Origin of the sequence: Flavobacterium aquiphilum (assembly GCF_027111335.1) — a bacterium.
Classification (GTDB): Bacteria; Bacteroidota; Bacteroidia; order Flavobacteriales; family Flavobacteriaceae; genus Flavobacterium; species Flavobacterium aquiphilum.
Map to the genome: position 1 here is coordinate 4,276,001 of NZ_CP114288.1, position 17,116 is coordinate 4,293,116.

Sequence of the window (17,116 nt, forward strand, 5' to 3'; positions counted from 1 at the left end):
CACTGTTTTTTTTCTCTAAATCAAAAAAACAACAGTTATTAACGATAGATTAACAATTGTATTTGTGAGAATTAACCCTGTTTTATGATATTTGCAGTCCAAAACCATAACAATGATTTCGAAAAAAATAATTTCCCTGTTCTTTTTATTACTGGTCACACTATCTGTTTTTTCACAGAACAAAAGTGGCGGCGAATCGGCTAAACAAAAATTCACCCTTAGCGGGGTTATTACTGATGGCGGCACCAACGAAACTTTAATTGGTGCAAACGTTTTGATCCCCGAATTAAAAATGAGCATCACAACCAATGAATACGGATATTATTCGGTGACTTTGCCTAAAGGAAATTACGAAATAACAATCAGCAATGTAGGTTATAAGACTATTACAGACAAAATTTCGCTAACCCAAGACATCAAAAAAAATTATTCCCTTGGTGAATCGGAGCAGGAATTGAAAGAAGTCATCATTAATACCGAAAAAACAACCGCCAATATTCGAAAACCTGAAATGAGCGTTAATAAATTGTCGATTTCGGCAATCAAAAAAATGCCAGTGGTAATGGGTGAAGTCGATGTTATTAAATCCATTTTGTTTCTTCCCGGAGTTACCAATGCCGGCGAAGGCCAATCCGGGTTCAACGTTCGCGGTGGTGGTGCCGATCAAAACTTAATTCTTTTGGACGAAGCGACCATTTATAATTCCTCACACGTTTTTGGTTTTTTCTCGGTCTTCAACCCCGATGCAATTAAGGATTTGAAATTATACAAAGGTGGAATTCCATCTCGATTTGGAGGCCGTGCATCGTCGGTTTTGGATATTTATCAAAAGGACGGTAACAGCAAAGAATTCCATATGAACGGAGGAATCGGACTGATTTCCAGCAGGATTTTGGCCGAAGGTCCAATCGTAAAAGACAAAGGTTCGTTCCTGATTGGTGGCCGTGCTTCGTATGCTCATTTGTTCCTGAAACTGGCAAACAATGACAATTCCGCTTATTTCTATGACCTGAACACCAAACTGAATTATAAACTCGATCAGAATAACAATTTATTTCTTTCGGGATATTTTGGTCGGGATGTGTTTTCGTTAAACGAAAGCTTTAAAAATATTTATGGAAATTCAACGGTAAACTTGAGATGGAACCATCTTTATAGTGACAAATTATTCTCTAACTTATCACTTATTTACAGTGATTACTATTATGGATTAACGCTTGATTTTGTTGGCTTCAATTGGGATTCTGGTATCAAAAATTTCAATTTAAAATACGATTTCAAGCATTATATATCCAATAAAATAAAACTGAACTACGGGTTGAACTCCATTTACTACGACTTTAATCCGGGAACTATCGAACCTAATGGATCCAGTTCCAGTGTCAACTATAGACAATTAGAAAAAAAATATGCTTTTGAAAATGGTTTTTATCTGGAAGCAGAACAAACCCTAACCGATAAACTGGCCATAAACTATGGTGTTCGCTACAGTATCTTCAACCGACTGGGAAATTCAACTGTAAATCTCTATCAAAATAACCAACCTGTATTTTACGATAGCGACTTAAAAGTATACGAAAAAGCAAAACCTATAGGAACAACTCATTTCGGTAAAAACCAAACCATCGCGAGTTTTGACTACCTTGAACCACGCTTTTCGGTAGCTTACGAATTGACTCAAAATCAATCGGTGAAAGCCAGTTACAACCGTATGGCGCAATACCTTCAATTGGTTTCCAACACGGCCTCCCCGACCCCACTCGATGTTTGGACGCCTAGTGACAACTACATTAAACCCCAAATTGCCGATCAGGTGGCTATTGGCTATTTTAATAATTTTAGCGAAAACAAATACACTCTTGAAGTAGAGAGTTTTTACAAGAAAATTAAAAACAGAATGGATTACATAGACGGTGCCGATTTGATTGCCAATGAAGCCATCGAGCAAGTGGTTCTTAACGGCGAAATGCGCAGCTACGGTATCGAAACATTATTACGAAAAAACACAGGAAGGTTCAACGGTTGGATTGCTTATACCATTTCAAAATCGCAACAAAGAACTCCTGGTAGAACTCCTGATGAAATAGGGATCAATTACGGAAAATGGTACCGATCAGCTTATGATAAACTTCACAATATTGCCGTTACAGGAAATTACACATTGAGCCCAAAATGGATTTTTGGAGGGAATTTCACCCTGCAATCCGGACAACCTGTAACTTACCCGAACGGACAATACATTTATCAAGGCATTACTGTCCCAAGTTATGGAGAACGAAATAAAAATAGTCTCCCTGCTTATCATCACTTAGACGTTTCGGCCACTTATATTCCGAACCCGGAAAAAAAGAAAAATTGGCAAAGCGAATGGGTTTTCAGTATTTACAATATTTACAACCAAAAAAATGCTGCTTCGATCAGTTTTAGAGAAAATGCAGATACAGGCGCAAATGAAGCCGTGAGATTATCAATTTTCGGGATGGTTCCTTCGGTTTCCTATAATTTTAAATTTTAATAAAATGAAATGAGCATGTCCCAAAATTGGTAGCAAACACCAATGACGATATGCGAATTACATATGACAGATAAAAAACAATAAATATCAACATATGAAAAAGATACAACTCCTAATAGCGATTATCCTGACTTCTTTCTGTGTAATCAGTTGTGAAGATGTAGTCAATGTCGGTTTGGATACAGCAGCTCCAAAATTAGTCATAGACGCCTCAATAAAATGGCAAAAAGGTACCGATGGAAAAACCCAAAAAATCAAATTGACCACAACAACCGATTATTATTCCAATACTATTCCAGTTGCTACCGGAGCTACTGTTTCTGTCAAAAACATAACAGCTACTACTCCAACAACCTTTCAATTCATAGAAGATGGACAAACAGGTGAATACGTTTGTAGCAATTTCACTCCTATTATGAATAATGATTATGAACTGACAATAGTTTACAAAGGGGAAACTTATTCGGGGACTTCTAAATTTATGCCTACGCCTGTAATTGAAAAAACAGAACAAATTTTGAAACCGGGATTTGGAGGCGAAGATATGTATGAAATCAAATTCTATTTTCAGGACAATGGCACTGAAGACAATTTCTATTTAGTAGGAGCCAAAAGCAGCAAAAAAGCATATCCCGAATACGGTGTACTTTCGGATGAATTTTTTCAAGGAAATCTAATGTTTGCGATCTATCAGGACCAAGACCTCAAAAAAGGCGATGTTGTACAGTACAGCCTGCAGGGAATCACCGAGAAATACAACAATTACATGAACAAATTAATTACCTCTTCAGGTGTTGAAGGTAATGGTCCATTTGCAATTCCACAAGCATCGGCTATACGAGGAAACATTGTAAACAAAACCAATCCCGATAATTTTCCGTTTGGCTATTTCCATCTTTCTGAAATCGACTCGGGAAGTCACACAATTGAGTAATTAATGATTACGACTGTCTAATTAATCATTATGACTGTCCGCAAAGCGTACTAAATATTTTTTTGCCACTGATTACACAGATTCTCACAGATTTTATAAGCGTTATTAAAGAAAACTGTGTGTGTTTTAATCTGTAGCCAATTCTATTGGCTTGGCATTAGTTAAGGATAGTCATATTAATGATTTTAGATTTCTGATTTAAGAATTTAGATTTTTTATACTTTTACGGAAAAATATTTGGTAAAATCTATATTCATTTTACTGAAATCTTAAATCTGCATTCTAAAATCCTAAATCAAAATGTCTTCACACCATATCGTTCGCGACGACCAAGAACCTGCATTAATCATTGCCAATGGAGCCGCTTGCCATCCGGAATTACTGGGGCAATTGCTCGAATGGTCGCCACTGGTGATTGTATTAGATTCGGCTATCGAGCGCGTTATGGAACTTGACATAAAAATAGATGTCTTGTTAGGGGATTTTGACCGAGGTTTTGACCCCGAAAAATATCAGACTTCCCAATATCCATTGGAAATTATCCACACACCGGATCAAAACAAAACCGATTTGGAAAAAGCCCTCGATTACTTGATCGAAAGAAAAATTCCAGCTGTAAACGTTGTTTGGGCCACTGGAAAAAGAGCAGACCATACCATTACCAACCTCACAAATATTGTTCGCTACCGAAATTTGATAAAAATTGTCATACTCGATGACCATTCCAAAATATTTTTGCTTCCCAATAAATTTGAAAAATGGTACACTGCAGGAACTCCAATTTCGTTAATTCCAATCGGTGTCGTAAACGGAATCTATTCTAGAAATTTAGTGTATCCATTAGAAAACGATACCCTGACAATGGGATACAGAACAGGAAGCAGTAATGCAGTAGCTCATGACGGAATAGTTACCATCAATCACAGCGATGGGGATTTACTGTTAATGGAATGTATCGATTAGTAAATTTTCATAAAAAACTCACCAAATAGGCTATGTTTTGCTTTCTCTATTAAATAGTAAACACTGTAAATAAGCACAATAGCGATTTAAAGAAAGGAATGACTATCTTTGCAGTGAAATTTAGAAAATGAAACCTACAAAGAATACCGAAAAGATAACTTTACATCCAAGAAATCTTCACCGATTTGGATATGATTTTAAACTATTGACGTTAAATTCTCCCGAATTAGAGAAATTTGTTTTTGTCAACAATCACAATATTGACTCGAGCGATAGCGAACAGACGAAGCAAACCATTGATTTTAGCAATCCCGATGCCGTAAAGGCGCTCAATAAAGCTTTATTAATTACCAATTACGATATTAAAAACTGGGATATTCCTGCCAATTTTCTATGTCCTCCCATTCCAGGCAGAGCAGATTATATTCATTTTCTAGCCGATTTATTGGCAAGCACAAACAATGGTGTCATTCCTGAAGGGGAAAACGTTATGGGGCTTGATATTGGCGTTGGTGCCAATTGCATTTATCCTATACTTGGAAATTCAATTTACGGCTGGTCTTTTGTAGGAACAGATATTGACGAAAACGCCCTTCTAAATTGTAAAAAAATCATTGGCCACAATCCAAAATTAGCCGAAACTGTCAGTCTGCAATTACAGGTAAACCCTCGTTTTATTTTCAAAAATATCATAACTCCCGAAGACCGTTTTACATTTACGATTTGCAATCCTCCTTTCCACTCATCACCCGATGAAGCGACAAAAGGTAATCTACGAAAAGTAACCAATTTGACCCAAAACACTCCTAAAGCAACAACCCGAGGCGGAACCAAAAGAAACGAAATCAAACCGACACTTAACTTTGGCGGACAAAACGCAGAATTGTGGTGCGAAGGAGGCGAATTAGGTTTTATCAAACAAATGGTTTTTGAAAGTGCCAAATATCCTATGCAATGTCTTTGGTTCACAACATTGGTTTCCAAACAAGCCAATTTGAATACAATTTACAAAACGTTGAACCTTGTTGGAGCTATTCATAAAACCATAGAAATGGCACAAGGTCAAAAAACAAGCCGTTTTGTTGCTTGGACTTTCATGAGTCCTGCACAGCAAAAAGCGTGGAAGTTTTAATTTTTGAAACACTCTTTTGACTAAATTTGTATAAATTCATTTCTTATGGGAACCATCGAATTAAAAAATTTATTGATTTCTAAAATTGCCGAAATTAATGACGAAGCTTTTTTATCAGCAATAAATACAATTTTGGACAGCAAATCAAAAAGTGTCGAAAACAGCAATTAAGAATTTCAAAAAATAATAATTCTGACCGATCAACAAAAAAAAGAAATTCAAAATTCGCAACAAGAATATTTGAAAGGTAATTATATTGAAAATGATGTTTTAAACGAAGAAATGGAAAAATGGCTGACAGAAGAATAGTTTGGACATCATCAGCAAAACTTCAATTAATAGCCATTTTAGAATATTTTAATTTTAGAAATAAAGCAAAACATATTCACAGAGATTATACAAACTAATTCAAACCGAATTAAAAATTCTGCCCCAACAACCAACTATTGCAAGAAAACTGACTCGATAAATATCCGTGGTTTATTAATTGAAAACTATTATATTTTCTACGAAGTAAATAAAACTCATATCATAATTCTGTCCGTTTGGGACACAAGACAGAATCCTAAACGATTGAAATACTAAACAATGAATTTCCAAGTCATATCCGAATACAAACCAAAAGGTGACCAACCGCAAGCCATTGAAAAATTAACCCAAGGCTTGCTGGATGGTGAACAATTCCAAACTTTACTTGGAGTTACCGGTTCCGGAAAAACATTTACAGTGGCCAATGTTATTCAGGAAATACAGCGACCAACTTTGGTTTTGGCACATAACAAAACTTTGGCGGCGCAATTGTACTCGGAATTCAAACAGTTTTTCCCAAATAATGCCGTGGAATATTTTGTTTCGTATTACGATTATTATCAACCCGAAGCGTTCATGCCCGTAACAGGTGTTTTCATAGAAAAGGATTTATCGATCAATGATGAATTGGAAAAAATGCGTTTGAGTACCACCTCTGCCCTGCTTTCAGGAAGAAGAGATATTTTGGTCGTGGCCTCGGTTTCTTGTATTTATGGTATCGGAAACCCGGTGGAATTCCAAAAAAACGTCATTGCCATAGAGACCAACCAAACGATTTCCCGTACCAAATTGCTGAAAAATTTGGTTCAAAGTCTGTATTCTAGAACCGAAGCCGATTTTACTCCCGGAAATTTTCGCATTAAGGGCGATACGGTGGAAGTATATCCTAGTTATGCAGATGATGCTTTCCGAATTCATTTTTTTGGGGATGAAATTGAAGAAATTGAAAGTTTTGATGTGAAAACATCCAAGGTTATTGAGCGATACGAAAAACTGACTATATATCCTGCCAATATGTTTGTGACCTCTCCAGATGTGTTACAAAATGCGATTTGGGAAATACAACAGGATTTGGTTAAACAAGTCGATTATTTCAAAGAAATTGGAAAGCATCTGGAAGCCAAAAGACTCGAAGAACGCACAAATTTCGATTTAGAAATGATTCGGGAACTGGGTTATTGCTCCGGAATCGAAAACTATTCACGTTATCTTGACGGAAGAGAAGCAGGATCAAGACCTTTCTGTTTATTGGACTATTTCCCAAAAGACTACTTGATGGTTGTTGACGAAAGTCACGTAACGGTATCACAAGTACAGGCTATGTATGGTGGCGATCGAAGCCGTAAGGAAAACTTGGTCGAATATGGTTTCAGACTGCCTGCCGCAATGGATAACCGCCCATTGAAATTTGACGAATTTGAGGCAATGCAAAATCAGGTTATCTATGTTTCTGCAACTCCCGCCGACTATGAACTCCAAAAATCAGGCGGTGTCTATGTAGAGCAAGTGATACGACCTACAGGCTTATTGGATCCAATAATTGAAATACGTCCAAGTTTGAACCAAATAGACGATTTGATTGAGGAAATCCAACAAAGATGCGAATTGGACGAAAGGGTTTTGGTAACCACTTTGACCAAAAGAATGGCCGAAGAACTTGCCAAATACTTAACAAAAGTATCCATCCGCTGCCGCTACATCCACTCTGATGTTGATACATTAGAACGTATCGAAATCATGCAGGATTTACGAAAAGGAATATTTGATGTTTTGATTGGGGTAAACTTATTAAGAGAAGGTTTGGATTTACCCGAAGTTTCATTGGTTGCCATACTCGATGCGGACAAGGAAGGATTTTTGAGAAGCCATCGTTCGCTGACCCAAACCATTGGTCGTGCCGCAAGAAACCTGAACGGAAAAGCCATAATGTATGCTGATAAAATCACGAACAGTATGCAAAAAACCATTGACGAAACCAATTACCGAAGAACAAAGCAAATCAATTTTAACATTGAAAATAATGTGGTTCCTCAAGCTTTGAACAAAAAAATCGAAAGTGCTTTTACCAATAATAAATTGGTTGAATATGAATTGGGACATATTCCGCAAATGGCCGCCGAACCGGAAACAGCCTACATGTCCAAACCCGATTTGGAAAAGCTTATTCGCGAAAAAAGAAAAGCTATGGAAAAAGCCGCAAAAGATTTGGATTTCATCCATGCTGCAAAACTCCGTGATGAGATTAAAGCTTTACAGGAAAAAATCAGTTAAAAATTTAAAACCATTAAGATATTAAGTTTCATTAAGTCCCATAAACACTTAATTTTCTTAACATCTTAATGGTTCAAAAAAAATATTTTTATTTTAAAAAAACATTAAATCAATTATGCTGTTCCTGAAAATGTTCCAATAACACTTCCGGGGAAATCATAGCACTTGGAGAACTTTTCATCAATTTAAGAATGCGGCTAGTCGCACTAGGATTTAACCCTATATTGATAGCAATTTGACGAATAGCTTCCTCTTCTTTTTGATGCAAAACTCCATCAACATGCATCAACAAAGCCAAACGATAAAACTGCTGAACCCTTTCAAATTCGGTTTTTATAACTCCTGTAGGCAATTCACGATGAAACAAATCCTTAAATTCTGCTCTGTCGATTCCTAATTCTTGGGCAACAATCCAAACAAATTGATATTCCCTTTCATGCAATCGGCCATCTACAACTGAAAATGCAATCATTTCGGACAATAAATTGATTTTATCTACGTGCGTTCCCATGGTATTTGTATTTTTAGCTAAAATATTCATTTTTTTATAAATCAAAAAAATAAAACCCTTGAAATTACGTTATATCCTTCCGCTATTTTTTTTGCTAATTAAAGCAAATGCACAAGAAAGCACCGCTTCCAAACAGGTTTCTACTTTTACGATCGAAGCACCGCAATTAAAAACTAGCCGAAAAATTTGGCTGTATTTACCCAAAAATTACGAAAGTTCAACTAAAAAATATCCTGTCATCTATATGCATGACGCCCAAAACTTATTTGATGCAAAAACTTCCTTTGCGGGAGAATGGAATGTAGACGAAAAACTAGATAGTCTGAGTGCACAGGTAATCGTAGTTGGTATTGAAAACGGTGGCGACAAACGCCTGGAAGAATTGACTCCTTATAAAAATGAAAAATACGGTGGCGGGAATGCCGACAAATACCTTGAATTTATCGTAAATACCCTAAAACCGGAAATCGACAAAAAATACAGAACAAAAACCAATGCTAAAAGCACAACCATAATGGGAAGTTCATTGGGTGGTTTGGTTTCTTTTTATGCCGCCATAAAATATCCGAAAGTATTTGGAAAAGCGGGGGTATTTTCACCTGCCTTTTGGATCAACCGAAAGGATATAAACGATTACATGGCAAAAAGTAAAAAGCTCAAAACCAAAATTTACTTTCTCTGCGGCGACTCGGAAGGTGATGATGACAGCATGGTGACCGATCTCAATCACATGGAAAAGTTGCTAAACACCAATCGTTGTTATTGCCTGCATCTCAACAAAAAAGTAATTGTAAAAGGCGGTCATCACAACGAAAAGTTATGGAAAGATGGTTTTGATGATGCAATTATTTGGTTGGGATATTAAAGGTTAGAGGGCAGAAGGCAGAAACTAGTACTTCTATTTTCTATTTTCTATTTTCAATCTTCTAACTTCTATCTTCTAACCTTTTTTCAGATACTCTTTCTCCATTTGACCAATGATACTTTTTATAGATTCAGAGCCAATTCCTTTGGCTTTGATGACTTTGTTTTTATCCAAAATATAGATCACGGGTGTTGTCACAACATCATATTTATCTTTTAAATTATTGATATGAACCCCGTCATAGACATTGATCCAATCAATTTTGTTGTCAATTATATACTTTTTGTATTTGTCAAATTCGTTTTGTGTGTAAACGCCAAAAACTTTCACATCCTTATTTTCCTTCAATAAATCGTGGTACAGTTCCAATATTTTTGGCACTTCTTTTTGACAATGCCCACAATCCACATCCCAAAAAAGAAGCACTAAATAATCCGCTTTTATGCCCGATAAAGTCACATAACTTTTCTCTATTTCGGCTTTGTTATCATAATAGATTTTGGTGATTTCTTCGCTGGTTTTGGCCGTATCAAACCCCATTTTGGCAATCTTATCATGAGTTGGAATGTCAATCATAAATAAATCCGGAGCCGTTTTCCCGAGTTGAAGCGGCGCCAAAGTATTTCCTCTGTTTATAATTAATTTGATTACGCTGTCATCATAAACCCCTTTGGCTTTTCCCTTTTTAAAATAATTGTCAACCATATAAACAAACACTTTGTCCATTCCCATGATTTTTGGAATTTCATAGGTCGAAGTAAAATAAGCCAACAAAAGCATATTCATCTTTGTTTCCTGCTTGGTTTTGTTCATCATTCGATCAATCTCCACACAAATGGAATCCGGATGCTGCACTACAACCGAATTGAAATATTGCTTGATTTTATTGGCAAAAAACGGATTTCTCAACATGGCATCATCCTGAAAATTAACTCCGTCCCAAAAATGTTTTTTATAATAATGATACGAAAAAATACTGTCAGGTCTCCCGTTAGAGGCTTTCGGAACATCTTTAGCCACTTTTTCGCTTTTTAAATTAATCATTTCAGAGAGATAATTTCCTTTGTTTTCGGCTATAAACTTCGAATCGTTTTCCTGAATACCTTCATTCAAAACTTTAAACTCTTTGGTCAACAACGCAGTCGAATCAGATTTCTTTTGTTCTTTTATTGATTTTTTAAAACTGTCATATTCTTTGTTTTTGGCCGACACATAACGAATGTAATTGAAGAAGCTATTGTTTTGGTTAGAATTAACAGCTTTTAAATTTTCAAGCAAATTGGATTTATCTGAAATGATTTGTTGCTTTTGAGATTGTTCATCTACAATAAAATCAAAATAATTGCCTTTTTCCTGACTCAGCAAAAAATAAACACCTTTGTCTAAATTTTTCTTACCCTTAAAAACTATATTTCCATTCACCACTTTTTTGCAGGTGTCGGCAACATACAATTTATCAAATTGGTAAAAGGCAAGATAAGCAATGGTATCCTTGCAATTCTTCAGATTAATCTTGATTTCATATCCTGACTGGGCTTGAGTCGACATTAAACTCAAAAAAAGAACAAAACTTAGTATGATTTTCTTCATTGACAATACTCTTTGAGACAATTTAAAAATTAGTTAAGCTATTTTCTGATAATTTTCTTTATCATTATTCAAAAATAATTGATTTTAAATACAATTTCAAACTATTACCAAAGTGTTTTGCAGTCTCAATAATAAACAATTCAATTTGCAAATGCTTATCTTTGCCCTTTAAATCCTTAAAAATGACAAATAACGATATATTCAAAAAACTTCGGGTAGCGTTGATGTTGCGCGATGACCAAATAGTGGAAATTTTGCAATTGGTAGATTTTAGAATTTCAAAATCAGAATTGGGCGCTTTTTTCCGTGACGAAAAACACCCAAATTACACTGAATGTGGCGATCAGGTTTTGCGTAATTTCCTAAACGGATTGGTAATTCATTTGAGAGGAACCAAAGAAAACCCTAAAAACCCGAATGACGTTATTGCAAAACACAAAGCACAAATTCCGGCAAAAGAAGGAAATACTAAAAAAGTTGACTCGAGCAAAAGCGAACAGGCGAAGCAATTCAAACCAAAACCTAAAGATCCTGAATACTCAAGAGCCGACCAAACGCCTGATAAATCCGGAGCAGCCAAAAAACCGGCTAAAAAGAAATTCCCAAAAGGCAACGGAAAACCGTCTGTTGTTGAGAAAGTAAAATACAATTTTGGCAAAAACAAAAAATCATAAAACTTAAATCTTATGATTTAAAATACTGACCTAGTCAAAAAAATAAAAACCTGAATGAAAGTTCAGGTTTTTTTATGTCCAAAATTGACTTCATTTCTCTACTAAAACTCTTTTTAAAATACACGGATCAAAAACAAAAAATTTTGTTAAATTTGATCAACACACACCCCCTCGGTTATTAAACTGAACGAAATACTAATAAATAAAACATACCTCCATGTTAAATTTTATATTTCAATACATAAACCTCACTCATAAAAACAAAGGCAATAGTTTTAAACTTTTTTTTATTTTCCTCGCCTTCCTTTTCTCTATTCCGGCTACTTCCCAAAACACAAAAAAAGAATTAGATTCCATTGTTAAAGAATTAGGGATCAAAGATAAAGTCACTCATGTTTTTCTTGAAGGAAAAGCCGAAAGCGAGAAGAAAATGAGACAGGAAAAATACATCAACTATCAAAAAATTCAAAAACAAAACAAGCTTTTCAATTTAATTGAATCCGAAATCCAAAATGCTAAATTTCAAATAAACAAAAGATTTGATTACAAAGACATTACTGAAGAAATTCATCAATTGAAAGATTGGGAAGAATTTGCAGTTAAGGGAATTGTTGGAAAAAAAATTGAGGTTTTGACGGATCGAAATCTTAGTTCAATTTCAATATTATTGGATGAATTATTGAAACGTGCCAACAATCGTCTAAAAAAAATAAACATTGAAAACCAACAACTCAGCCGTACACAAGAAAAAATTGATTCTTTGGTTGCTGAAAAGAACCTGTATTATGTTCCAACAGATTCTGTTTCCCGAGAAATTTATCGTCTTCGATCCGAGAAAATGAACACCGACATTAATCTGATTTCCGGAAGGCTAAAAAATGCCGTTGACAGTATCCAAACTTTGGAAATTATGGGAGACCGATTAAAATATAAAATTGAATCGGACATAATTGAGAATGACAGGCTCCGAAAATTAGAACTCAGCCAAATGTTCACCAAAAAAGTGCCTATTTTCGAACAATTTACCATTACTAAAGCACTGCTGGATGATCCATTGGCTACTTCTATAAAAACAAATTATTTAGTGATGTATTTTTATTTAATAAACAATAAAAATTCGATCCTTACGATGCTGCTTTTAATAATTGGAACAGCTATATATTTTGAATTGCAAAAGAGAAAATTCCTTGATTTAGGCTTCAAAAAGGAAATGCTAATTGAACTCAATATATTAAACAGCCCGATAGCTGCCGCTTTTTTGGTTGTGCTGAGTTTATATCAATTTTTGCTTCCCATGCCACCGCTAATCTTTTCTATTATCATTTGGACGATATCTACAATTTCATTGACTGTGATAATGTGGAATTCCATTAATACATTTGTATGGAAAATATGGATTTCCATTTTTCTGTTGCATTTAATAGCCTTTTTTGACACTTTAATTCTAATTCATTTTAAAGGAGAGTCACTTTTGATTCTTGGAATAAATATAATAGGCATTTCAATTGGCACCTATTCATTTATAAACAGATCTCGATTTCAAAGAAAAATTTATTTGTGGTATATCTTAGCAGGAACCATTCTTCAAGTTTTTTCAATCTATTATTTAATTAATGGTCATTACAATTTAGGCAAATTCCTGATGACTAAAGGAGTTTATACAATCATAGTAATTCACTCACTATACAACACTTTAATTGCCGTTAAGGAAATTAATTTGGTATCCAAGATTTTGAAAGTAATTGATGAAGACAAAACCAAAAAAACTATAAATGGTATTCCGAATCAGTTTAGTATTGGATTTTATCTGCTGCTTTTTCTTTCTTGTTTTTTGTTAATGACAAGGAACACCATGACTTTTCAAAATTTTGTAGATCCTTTTAGAAATTCTATATCTGAGCCCCGAAACCTTGGTAGTATTACTTTTACATTTGAAAATATCATCATATTTGTCCTAGTGATTTTATTATCTGGTTTCATTTCAAAAGTGGTTTCCTTTTTAGCTTCGGATAGTCAAATTATCAAAAGTAAAGACAAAACCAAAAAATTTGGAAGCTGGCTGTTTTTATCCCGAATTACCATAGTGACCCTGGGAATCTTAGTTGCTTTTGCGTCGGCAGGAATTCCTTTAGACAAAATAACGCTAATCATAAGTGCACTGGGAGTCGGTATTGGGTTTGGTATGCAAAGCCTTGTCAATAACCTGATAAGCGGATTAATCATCGCCTTTGAAAAACCGGTAAATTTGGACGATATCATCGAGGTGGGAACACAATCCGGAAAAATGAAATCAATCGGTATCAGAAGTAGTGTGGTCACCACTTACGACGGTGCCGACGTAGTGATTCCCAACGGAGATTTATTAAACCAAAATCTAACCAACTGGACTTTGGGAAGCAGTCACCGAAGATCGGAAATCCGATTTGGGGTAGCTTATGGAACCGACTTGGAACTGACCAAAAAATTACTTTTTGAAATCCTTGAAAAAAACAAAAATGTACTGATGAAACCGATGCCGGTAATTTGGTTTACCAAATTTGGAGACAGTTCGATCGATTTGGTTTTAAAATATTGGATCAAACATTTCGATTATGACAATGAAGTAAAAAGCGAATTGATAATGGCTATTGACAAAACTTTAAAAGAAAACAATATTGTCATCCCATTTGCACAGCAGGATATCCATATCATAAGAAACGATATTGAATCTGAGAATTAGCAGAATTAGATAATTTATTCTTTAAAAATGAAGTTCAATTATTATTTTTTGGAGCAGAATATTAGGTGTTTTTTACAGGCATTGTTCCCGCTATCCATTTCAATCTTGTAAACCTCTCGTCTTTTGGGACGAGACGATTTACAAGGATTTCCATTCCTATCGGGGCTAAACGACAACATTTTACTTTTAAGAGATTAAAAAAACTGAAATCTCAATAATCGAGTTCGGCAGCTACACATAAAAAAAGGAAACCATTAGGCTTCCTTCTCTTTTAAAACTTCAAAAACAATCGCAAATCAGTTGTTGCGATTCAGATTCCTACATTTTATTGTTGCTCCTTTATTTTAAATTTCACAACAAAAAAATAATTTTCACCCATTTTCAATTCTTTAGAAGATAACGTTTTATAATTAAGCGCTTTTGCAACATATGATTGAATCTCTTCATTATTAGATTGCACTTTTAATACAACTATTTGATTCAGATCATTTACAACAAAAAGAACTTTCCCTAATTCCTCTTTTTCTAAGAAACCTTCTGTATAAACCGAATTTAACAGATGACTAAGTTCCTTTGAAGTCTCAACCAATACTGGCTTAGGCTCCTCGCTACTTGGAAAAGCAGAAGCAGAAGCAGTAGTAACAAATAACGCAACAACTAAAGTTAAAAATAAATTTTTCATGGTTTATTGTTTTTAAGATTACGAGTCAAAATTACCCGTAAAAAGCAGACAAAAAACTAAAAACCAATAGCTTAACCTATTTTTAAATTATGACAAACATTTCGTTTTATACAATATTTCCTTACTTTACAACACAATAGGATTAAAAATGAACAGTTTCAAATTTTAACTAAAAAAAAACATTAAAAAAGCAAAAATTTAAACATTCTTATCAATTAAAACCAAAAGACCTTTTGGTAACATTTACTTAAAAAAAGTCTCACGAACTACAACTCAACATCGAACAACCCACTTTATCCCTTGCCCAGTCAGGTCTTTTAGTAAACCATTTTTGGCTCTCCGGTTGTTCATCATAAGGTCTTTTCAATAATTCATATAATTCATTCAACAAAGAATAATCTCCCTTATCTGCGGCATCAATACACAACTGAGCCATATAATTACGCAATACATACTTAGGATTTACCGCATTCATCAGCTTTTTTCTCTCATCATCAGAAAATGTTTCCTGATTAATTCTGCCGATATAATATCCAAGCCAAGTATTCCAGTTATTCAAAACAGATTCTTCAAGACCTTTTTCGTTATAAAAAGCTTCTTTTATCTTATCAAAAGCTGTTGCTCCAGAATCTGATTTCAAAACATTACCTAAATTTCTAAAGAAAATAGTCATATCTGTTTCGGCCAATTGTAGCAATTCGGTCAAACTTTCAATTAAAACAGCATCTTCATCTTTCGCTATTTTAAAACCAAGTTTGTTTCTCATCATATCCAAATATTTGACTTTATAATCAGTCGCAAAACCATTTAGGATTTCTTCTAATGGTTTGGCATCATTAACCAAAGGATATAAAGCATTTGCCAATTGGTATAAATTCCAAAGTGCAATATTCGGTTGGTTTCCAAATCGGTATCTTTTATGCTGTCTGTCGGTTGTATTTGGAGTCCAATTCACATCATAATCTTCCAACCATCCATAAGGACCGTAATCAATAGTAATTCCGTGAATCGACATATTATCGGTATTCATAACACCGTGAACAAAACCAACACGTTGCCAGTGCACAATCATGTCAAGCGTAGTCTTAGTAATGGTTTGAAAAAATTCAATATATTTTTCTACACCTTCCGTTTTAATATCCGGAAAATGATGTTTAATGGTATAATCTGCCAATAATTTAAGCGTAGGAAGATCATTTCGGGAAGAAAATAATTCAAAATTTCCAAAACGAATAAACGAAGGAGCTACTCTGCAAACGATCGCTCCTTTCTCGTAAGCCGGATTTCCATTATAGAGAATATCACGCAAAACCTGATCGCCTGATTCTATCAATGAAAGTGAACGGGTGGTTGGAACGCCAAGATAATGCATCGCTTCGGCACATAAATGTTCCCGAATTGAAGAACGCAATACTGCAAAACCATCTGCCGTACGCGAGTATGGTGTAGGTCCAGCTCCTTTCAATTGTAACGTAAATGACTTTCCTTTATGTTCAACTTCGGTTAAATTAATCGCACGCCCATCCCCCAATTGTCCTGCCCAATTCCCAAACTGATGTCCGGCATAAGGCATTGCGTAAGGCTTTGTCCCCGGATAAACAGTATTCCCGGAAAAAACATTTAAAAAATCAGCTGACTGAATATCTTTTTGAGACAAACCTATAAATTCTGCTACTTCTTGTGAAGCGTGAATCAAAGACGGATTAGAAGGCTGTTTTGGCAATACATACGAAAAACAAGCTTTCTCAACCTGTCTTGGAACATTATTTTCATTAAGATCAGCAGGTAATTCGGAGGTAAAATTATTTTGAATATGAAGTTTCATTTCTTAATACATTTGGTACTGTAAAGATATTGCATAAGCAACACTTAACCGAGTTCTTCCAATAAGTTTATCTTATGAGCAAAGTCTTTTTATTTATAAAAAACAGAATCAAAATTCCATTTTAAA

The 17,116-nt window shown here is 34.8% G+C and carries 13 protein-coding genes; 9 read left to right on the forward strand and 4 right to left on the reverse strand.

All coding sequences use genetic code 11. The features are described from left to right. Positions 1-112: 112 nt before the first annotated feature. The 6 genes from OZP12_RS17325 (at position 113) to uvrB (ending at position 8,124) form a co-directional block, all read left to right on the forward strand. Positions 113-2,515, forward strand: a complete 2,403-nt coding sequence (locus OZP12_RS17325) for a TonB-dependent receptor (protein WP_281226336.1) — start codon at positions 113-115, stop codon at positions 2,513-2,515. A gap of 94 nt (positions 2,516-2,609) precedes the next feature. Continuing rightward, positions 2,610-3,449, forward strand: coding sequence for a DUF4249 family protein (locus OZP12_RS17330; RefSeq protein WP_281226337.1), 840 nt, complete (start codon positions 2,610-2,612; stop codon positions 3,447-3,449). A gap of 300 nt (positions 3,450-3,749) precedes the next feature. Continuing rightward, positions 3,750-4,412, forward strand: a complete 663-nt coding sequence (locus OZP12_RS17335) for a thiamine diphosphokinase (RefSeq protein ID WP_281226338.1) — start codon at positions 3,750-3,752, stop codon at positions 4,410-4,412. Positions 4,413-4,539: 127 nt separating this feature from the next. Continuing rightward, positions 4,540-5,544 carry a 23S rRNA (adenine(1618)-N(6))-methyltransferase RlmF gene (gene rlmF, locus OZP12_RS17340; protein ID WP_281226339.1) on the forward strand — a complete coding sequence of 335 codons (1,005 nt, stop codon included), beginning with the start codon at positions 4,540-4,542 and terminating at the stop codon, positions 5,542-5,544. Positions 5,545-5,589: 45 nt separating this feature from the next. Then, on the forward strand, positions 5,590-5,715 hold the full coding sequence (locus tag OZP12_RS17345) for a hypothetical protein (RefSeq protein WP_281226340.1): 126 nt from the start codon (positions 5,590-5,592) through the stop codon (positions 5,713-5,715). 417 nt (positions 5,716-6,132) lie between these two features. Next, entirely contained in the window at positions 6,133-8,124 is a 1,992-nt protein-coding gene (uvrB, locus tag OZP12_RS17350) for an excinuclease ABC subunit UvrB (RefSeq protein WP_281226341.1), read from the forward strand. 109 nt (positions 8,125-8,233) lie between these two features. On the opposite strand, the gene OZP12_RS17355 is transcribed toward uvrB, so the two are convergent. After that, on the reverse strand, positions 8,234-8,635 hold the full coding sequence (locus OZP12_RS17355; protein WP_281226342.1) for a TerB family tellurite resistance protein: 402 nt from the start codon (positions 8,633-8,635) through the stop codon (positions 8,234-8,236). Between the two features lie 58 nt (positions 8,636-8,693). Between OZP12_RS17355 and OZP12_RS17360 the strand changes: the two genes are divergently transcribed. Next, on the forward strand, positions 8,694-9,500 hold the full coding sequence (locus OZP12_RS17360; protein WP_281226343.1) for an alpha/beta hydrolase: 807 nt from the start codon (positions 8,694-8,696) through the stop codon (positions 9,498-9,500). 75 nt (positions 9,501-9,575) lie between these two features. On the opposite strand, the gene OZP12_RS17365 is transcribed toward OZP12_RS17360, so the two are convergent. Next, positions 9,576-11,090: a redoxin domain-containing protein gene (locus OZP12_RS17365; protein ID WP_281226344.1), complete on the reverse strand. Its 1,515-nt coding sequence runs from the start codon at positions 11,088-11,090 to the stop codon at positions 9,576-9,578. 182 nt (positions 11,091-11,272) lie between these two features. On the opposite strand from OZP12_RS17365, the gene OZP12_RS17370 reads away from it, so the two are divergent. Together OZP12_RS17370 and OZP12_RS17375 are read left to right on the forward strand one after the other, a co-directional pair. Then, the gene (locus OZP12_RS17370) at positions 11,273-11,764 is read left to right on the forward strand and encodes a DUF1456 family protein (RefSeq protein ID WP_281226345.1); all 492 of its coding nucleotides are present in this window, start codon (positions 11,273-11,275) and stop codon (positions 11,762-11,764) included. 217 nt (positions 11,765-11,981) lie between these two features. After that, the gene (locus tag OZP12_RS17375) at positions 11,982-14,483 is read left to right on the forward strand and encodes a mechanosensitive ion channel family protein (RefSeq protein ID WP_281226346.1); all 2,502 of its coding nucleotides are present in this window, start codon (positions 11,982-11,984) and stop codon (positions 14,481-14,483) included. Positions 14,484-14,808: 325 nt separating this feature from the next. On the opposite strand, the gene OZP12_RS17380 is transcribed toward OZP12_RS17375, so the two are convergent. Both OZP12_RS17380 and OZP12_RS17385 read right to left on the reverse strand, forming a co-directional pair. Further along, the gene (locus OZP12_RS17380) at positions 14,809-15,165 is read right to left on the reverse strand and encodes a hypothetical protein (RefSeq protein WP_281226347.1); all 357 of its coding nucleotides are present in this window, start codon (positions 15,163-15,165) and stop codon (positions 14,809-14,811) included. A gap of 259 nt (positions 15,166-15,424) precedes the next feature. Then, positions 15,425-16,990, reverse strand: a complete 1,566-nt coding sequence (locus tag OZP12_RS17385) for a protein adenylyltransferase SelO (RefSeq protein WP_281226348.1) — start codon at positions 16,988-16,990, stop codon at positions 15,425-15,427. Between the last annotated feature and the right edge of the window lie 126 nt (positions 16,991-17,116).

Excerpts from the sequence above, each read along its gene's own strand:
- OZP12_RS17370 (WP_281226345.1), top strand. The coding sequence starts at position 11,273 with ATGACAAATAACGATATATTCAAAAAACTTCGGGTAGCGTTGATGTTG.
- uvrB (WP_281226341.1), top strand. The coding sequence starts at position 6,133 with ATGAATTTCCAAGTCATATCCGAATACAAACCAAAAGGTGACCAACCG.
- OZP12_RS17385 (WP_281226348.1), bottom strand. The coding sequence starts at position 16,990 with ATGAAACTTCATATTCAAAATAATTTTACCTCCGAATTACCTGCTGAT.
- OZP12_RS17365 (WP_281226344.1), bottom strand. The coding sequence starts at position 11,090 with ATGAAGAAAATCATACTAAGTTTTGTTCTTTTTTTGAGTTTAATGTCG.
- rlmF (WP_281226339.1), top strand. The coding sequence starts at position 4,540 with ATGAAACCTACAAAGAATACCGAAAAGATAACTTTACATCCAAGAAAT.
- OZP12_RS17355 (WP_281226342.1), bottom strand. The coding sequence starts at position 8,635 with ATGGGAACGCACGTAGATAAAATCAATTTATTGTCCGAAATGATTGCA.
- OZP12_RS17375 (WP_281226346.1), top strand. The coding sequence starts at position 11,982 with ATGTTAAATTTTATATTTCAATACATAAACCTCACTCATAAAAACAAA.
- OZP12_RS17345 (WP_281226340.1), top strand. The coding sequence starts at position 5,590 with ATGGGAACCATCGAATTAAAAAATTTATTGATTTCTAAAATTGCCGAA.
- OZP12_RS17380 (WP_281226347.1), bottom strand. The coding sequence starts at position 15,165 with ATGAAAAATTTATTTTTAACTTTAGTTGTTGCGTTATTTGTTACTACT.
- OZP12_RS17330 (WP_281226337.1), top strand. The coding sequence starts at position 2,610 with ATGAAAAAGATACAACTCCTAATAGCGATTATCCTGACTTCTTTCTGT.
- OZP12_RS17325 (WP_281226336.1), top strand. The coding sequence starts at position 113 with ATGATTTCGAAAAAAATAATTTCCCTGTTCTTTTTATTACTGGTCACA.
- OZP12_RS17335 (WP_281226338.1), top strand. The coding sequence starts at position 3,750 with ATGTCTTCACACCATATCGTTCGCGACGACCAAGAACCTGCATTAATC.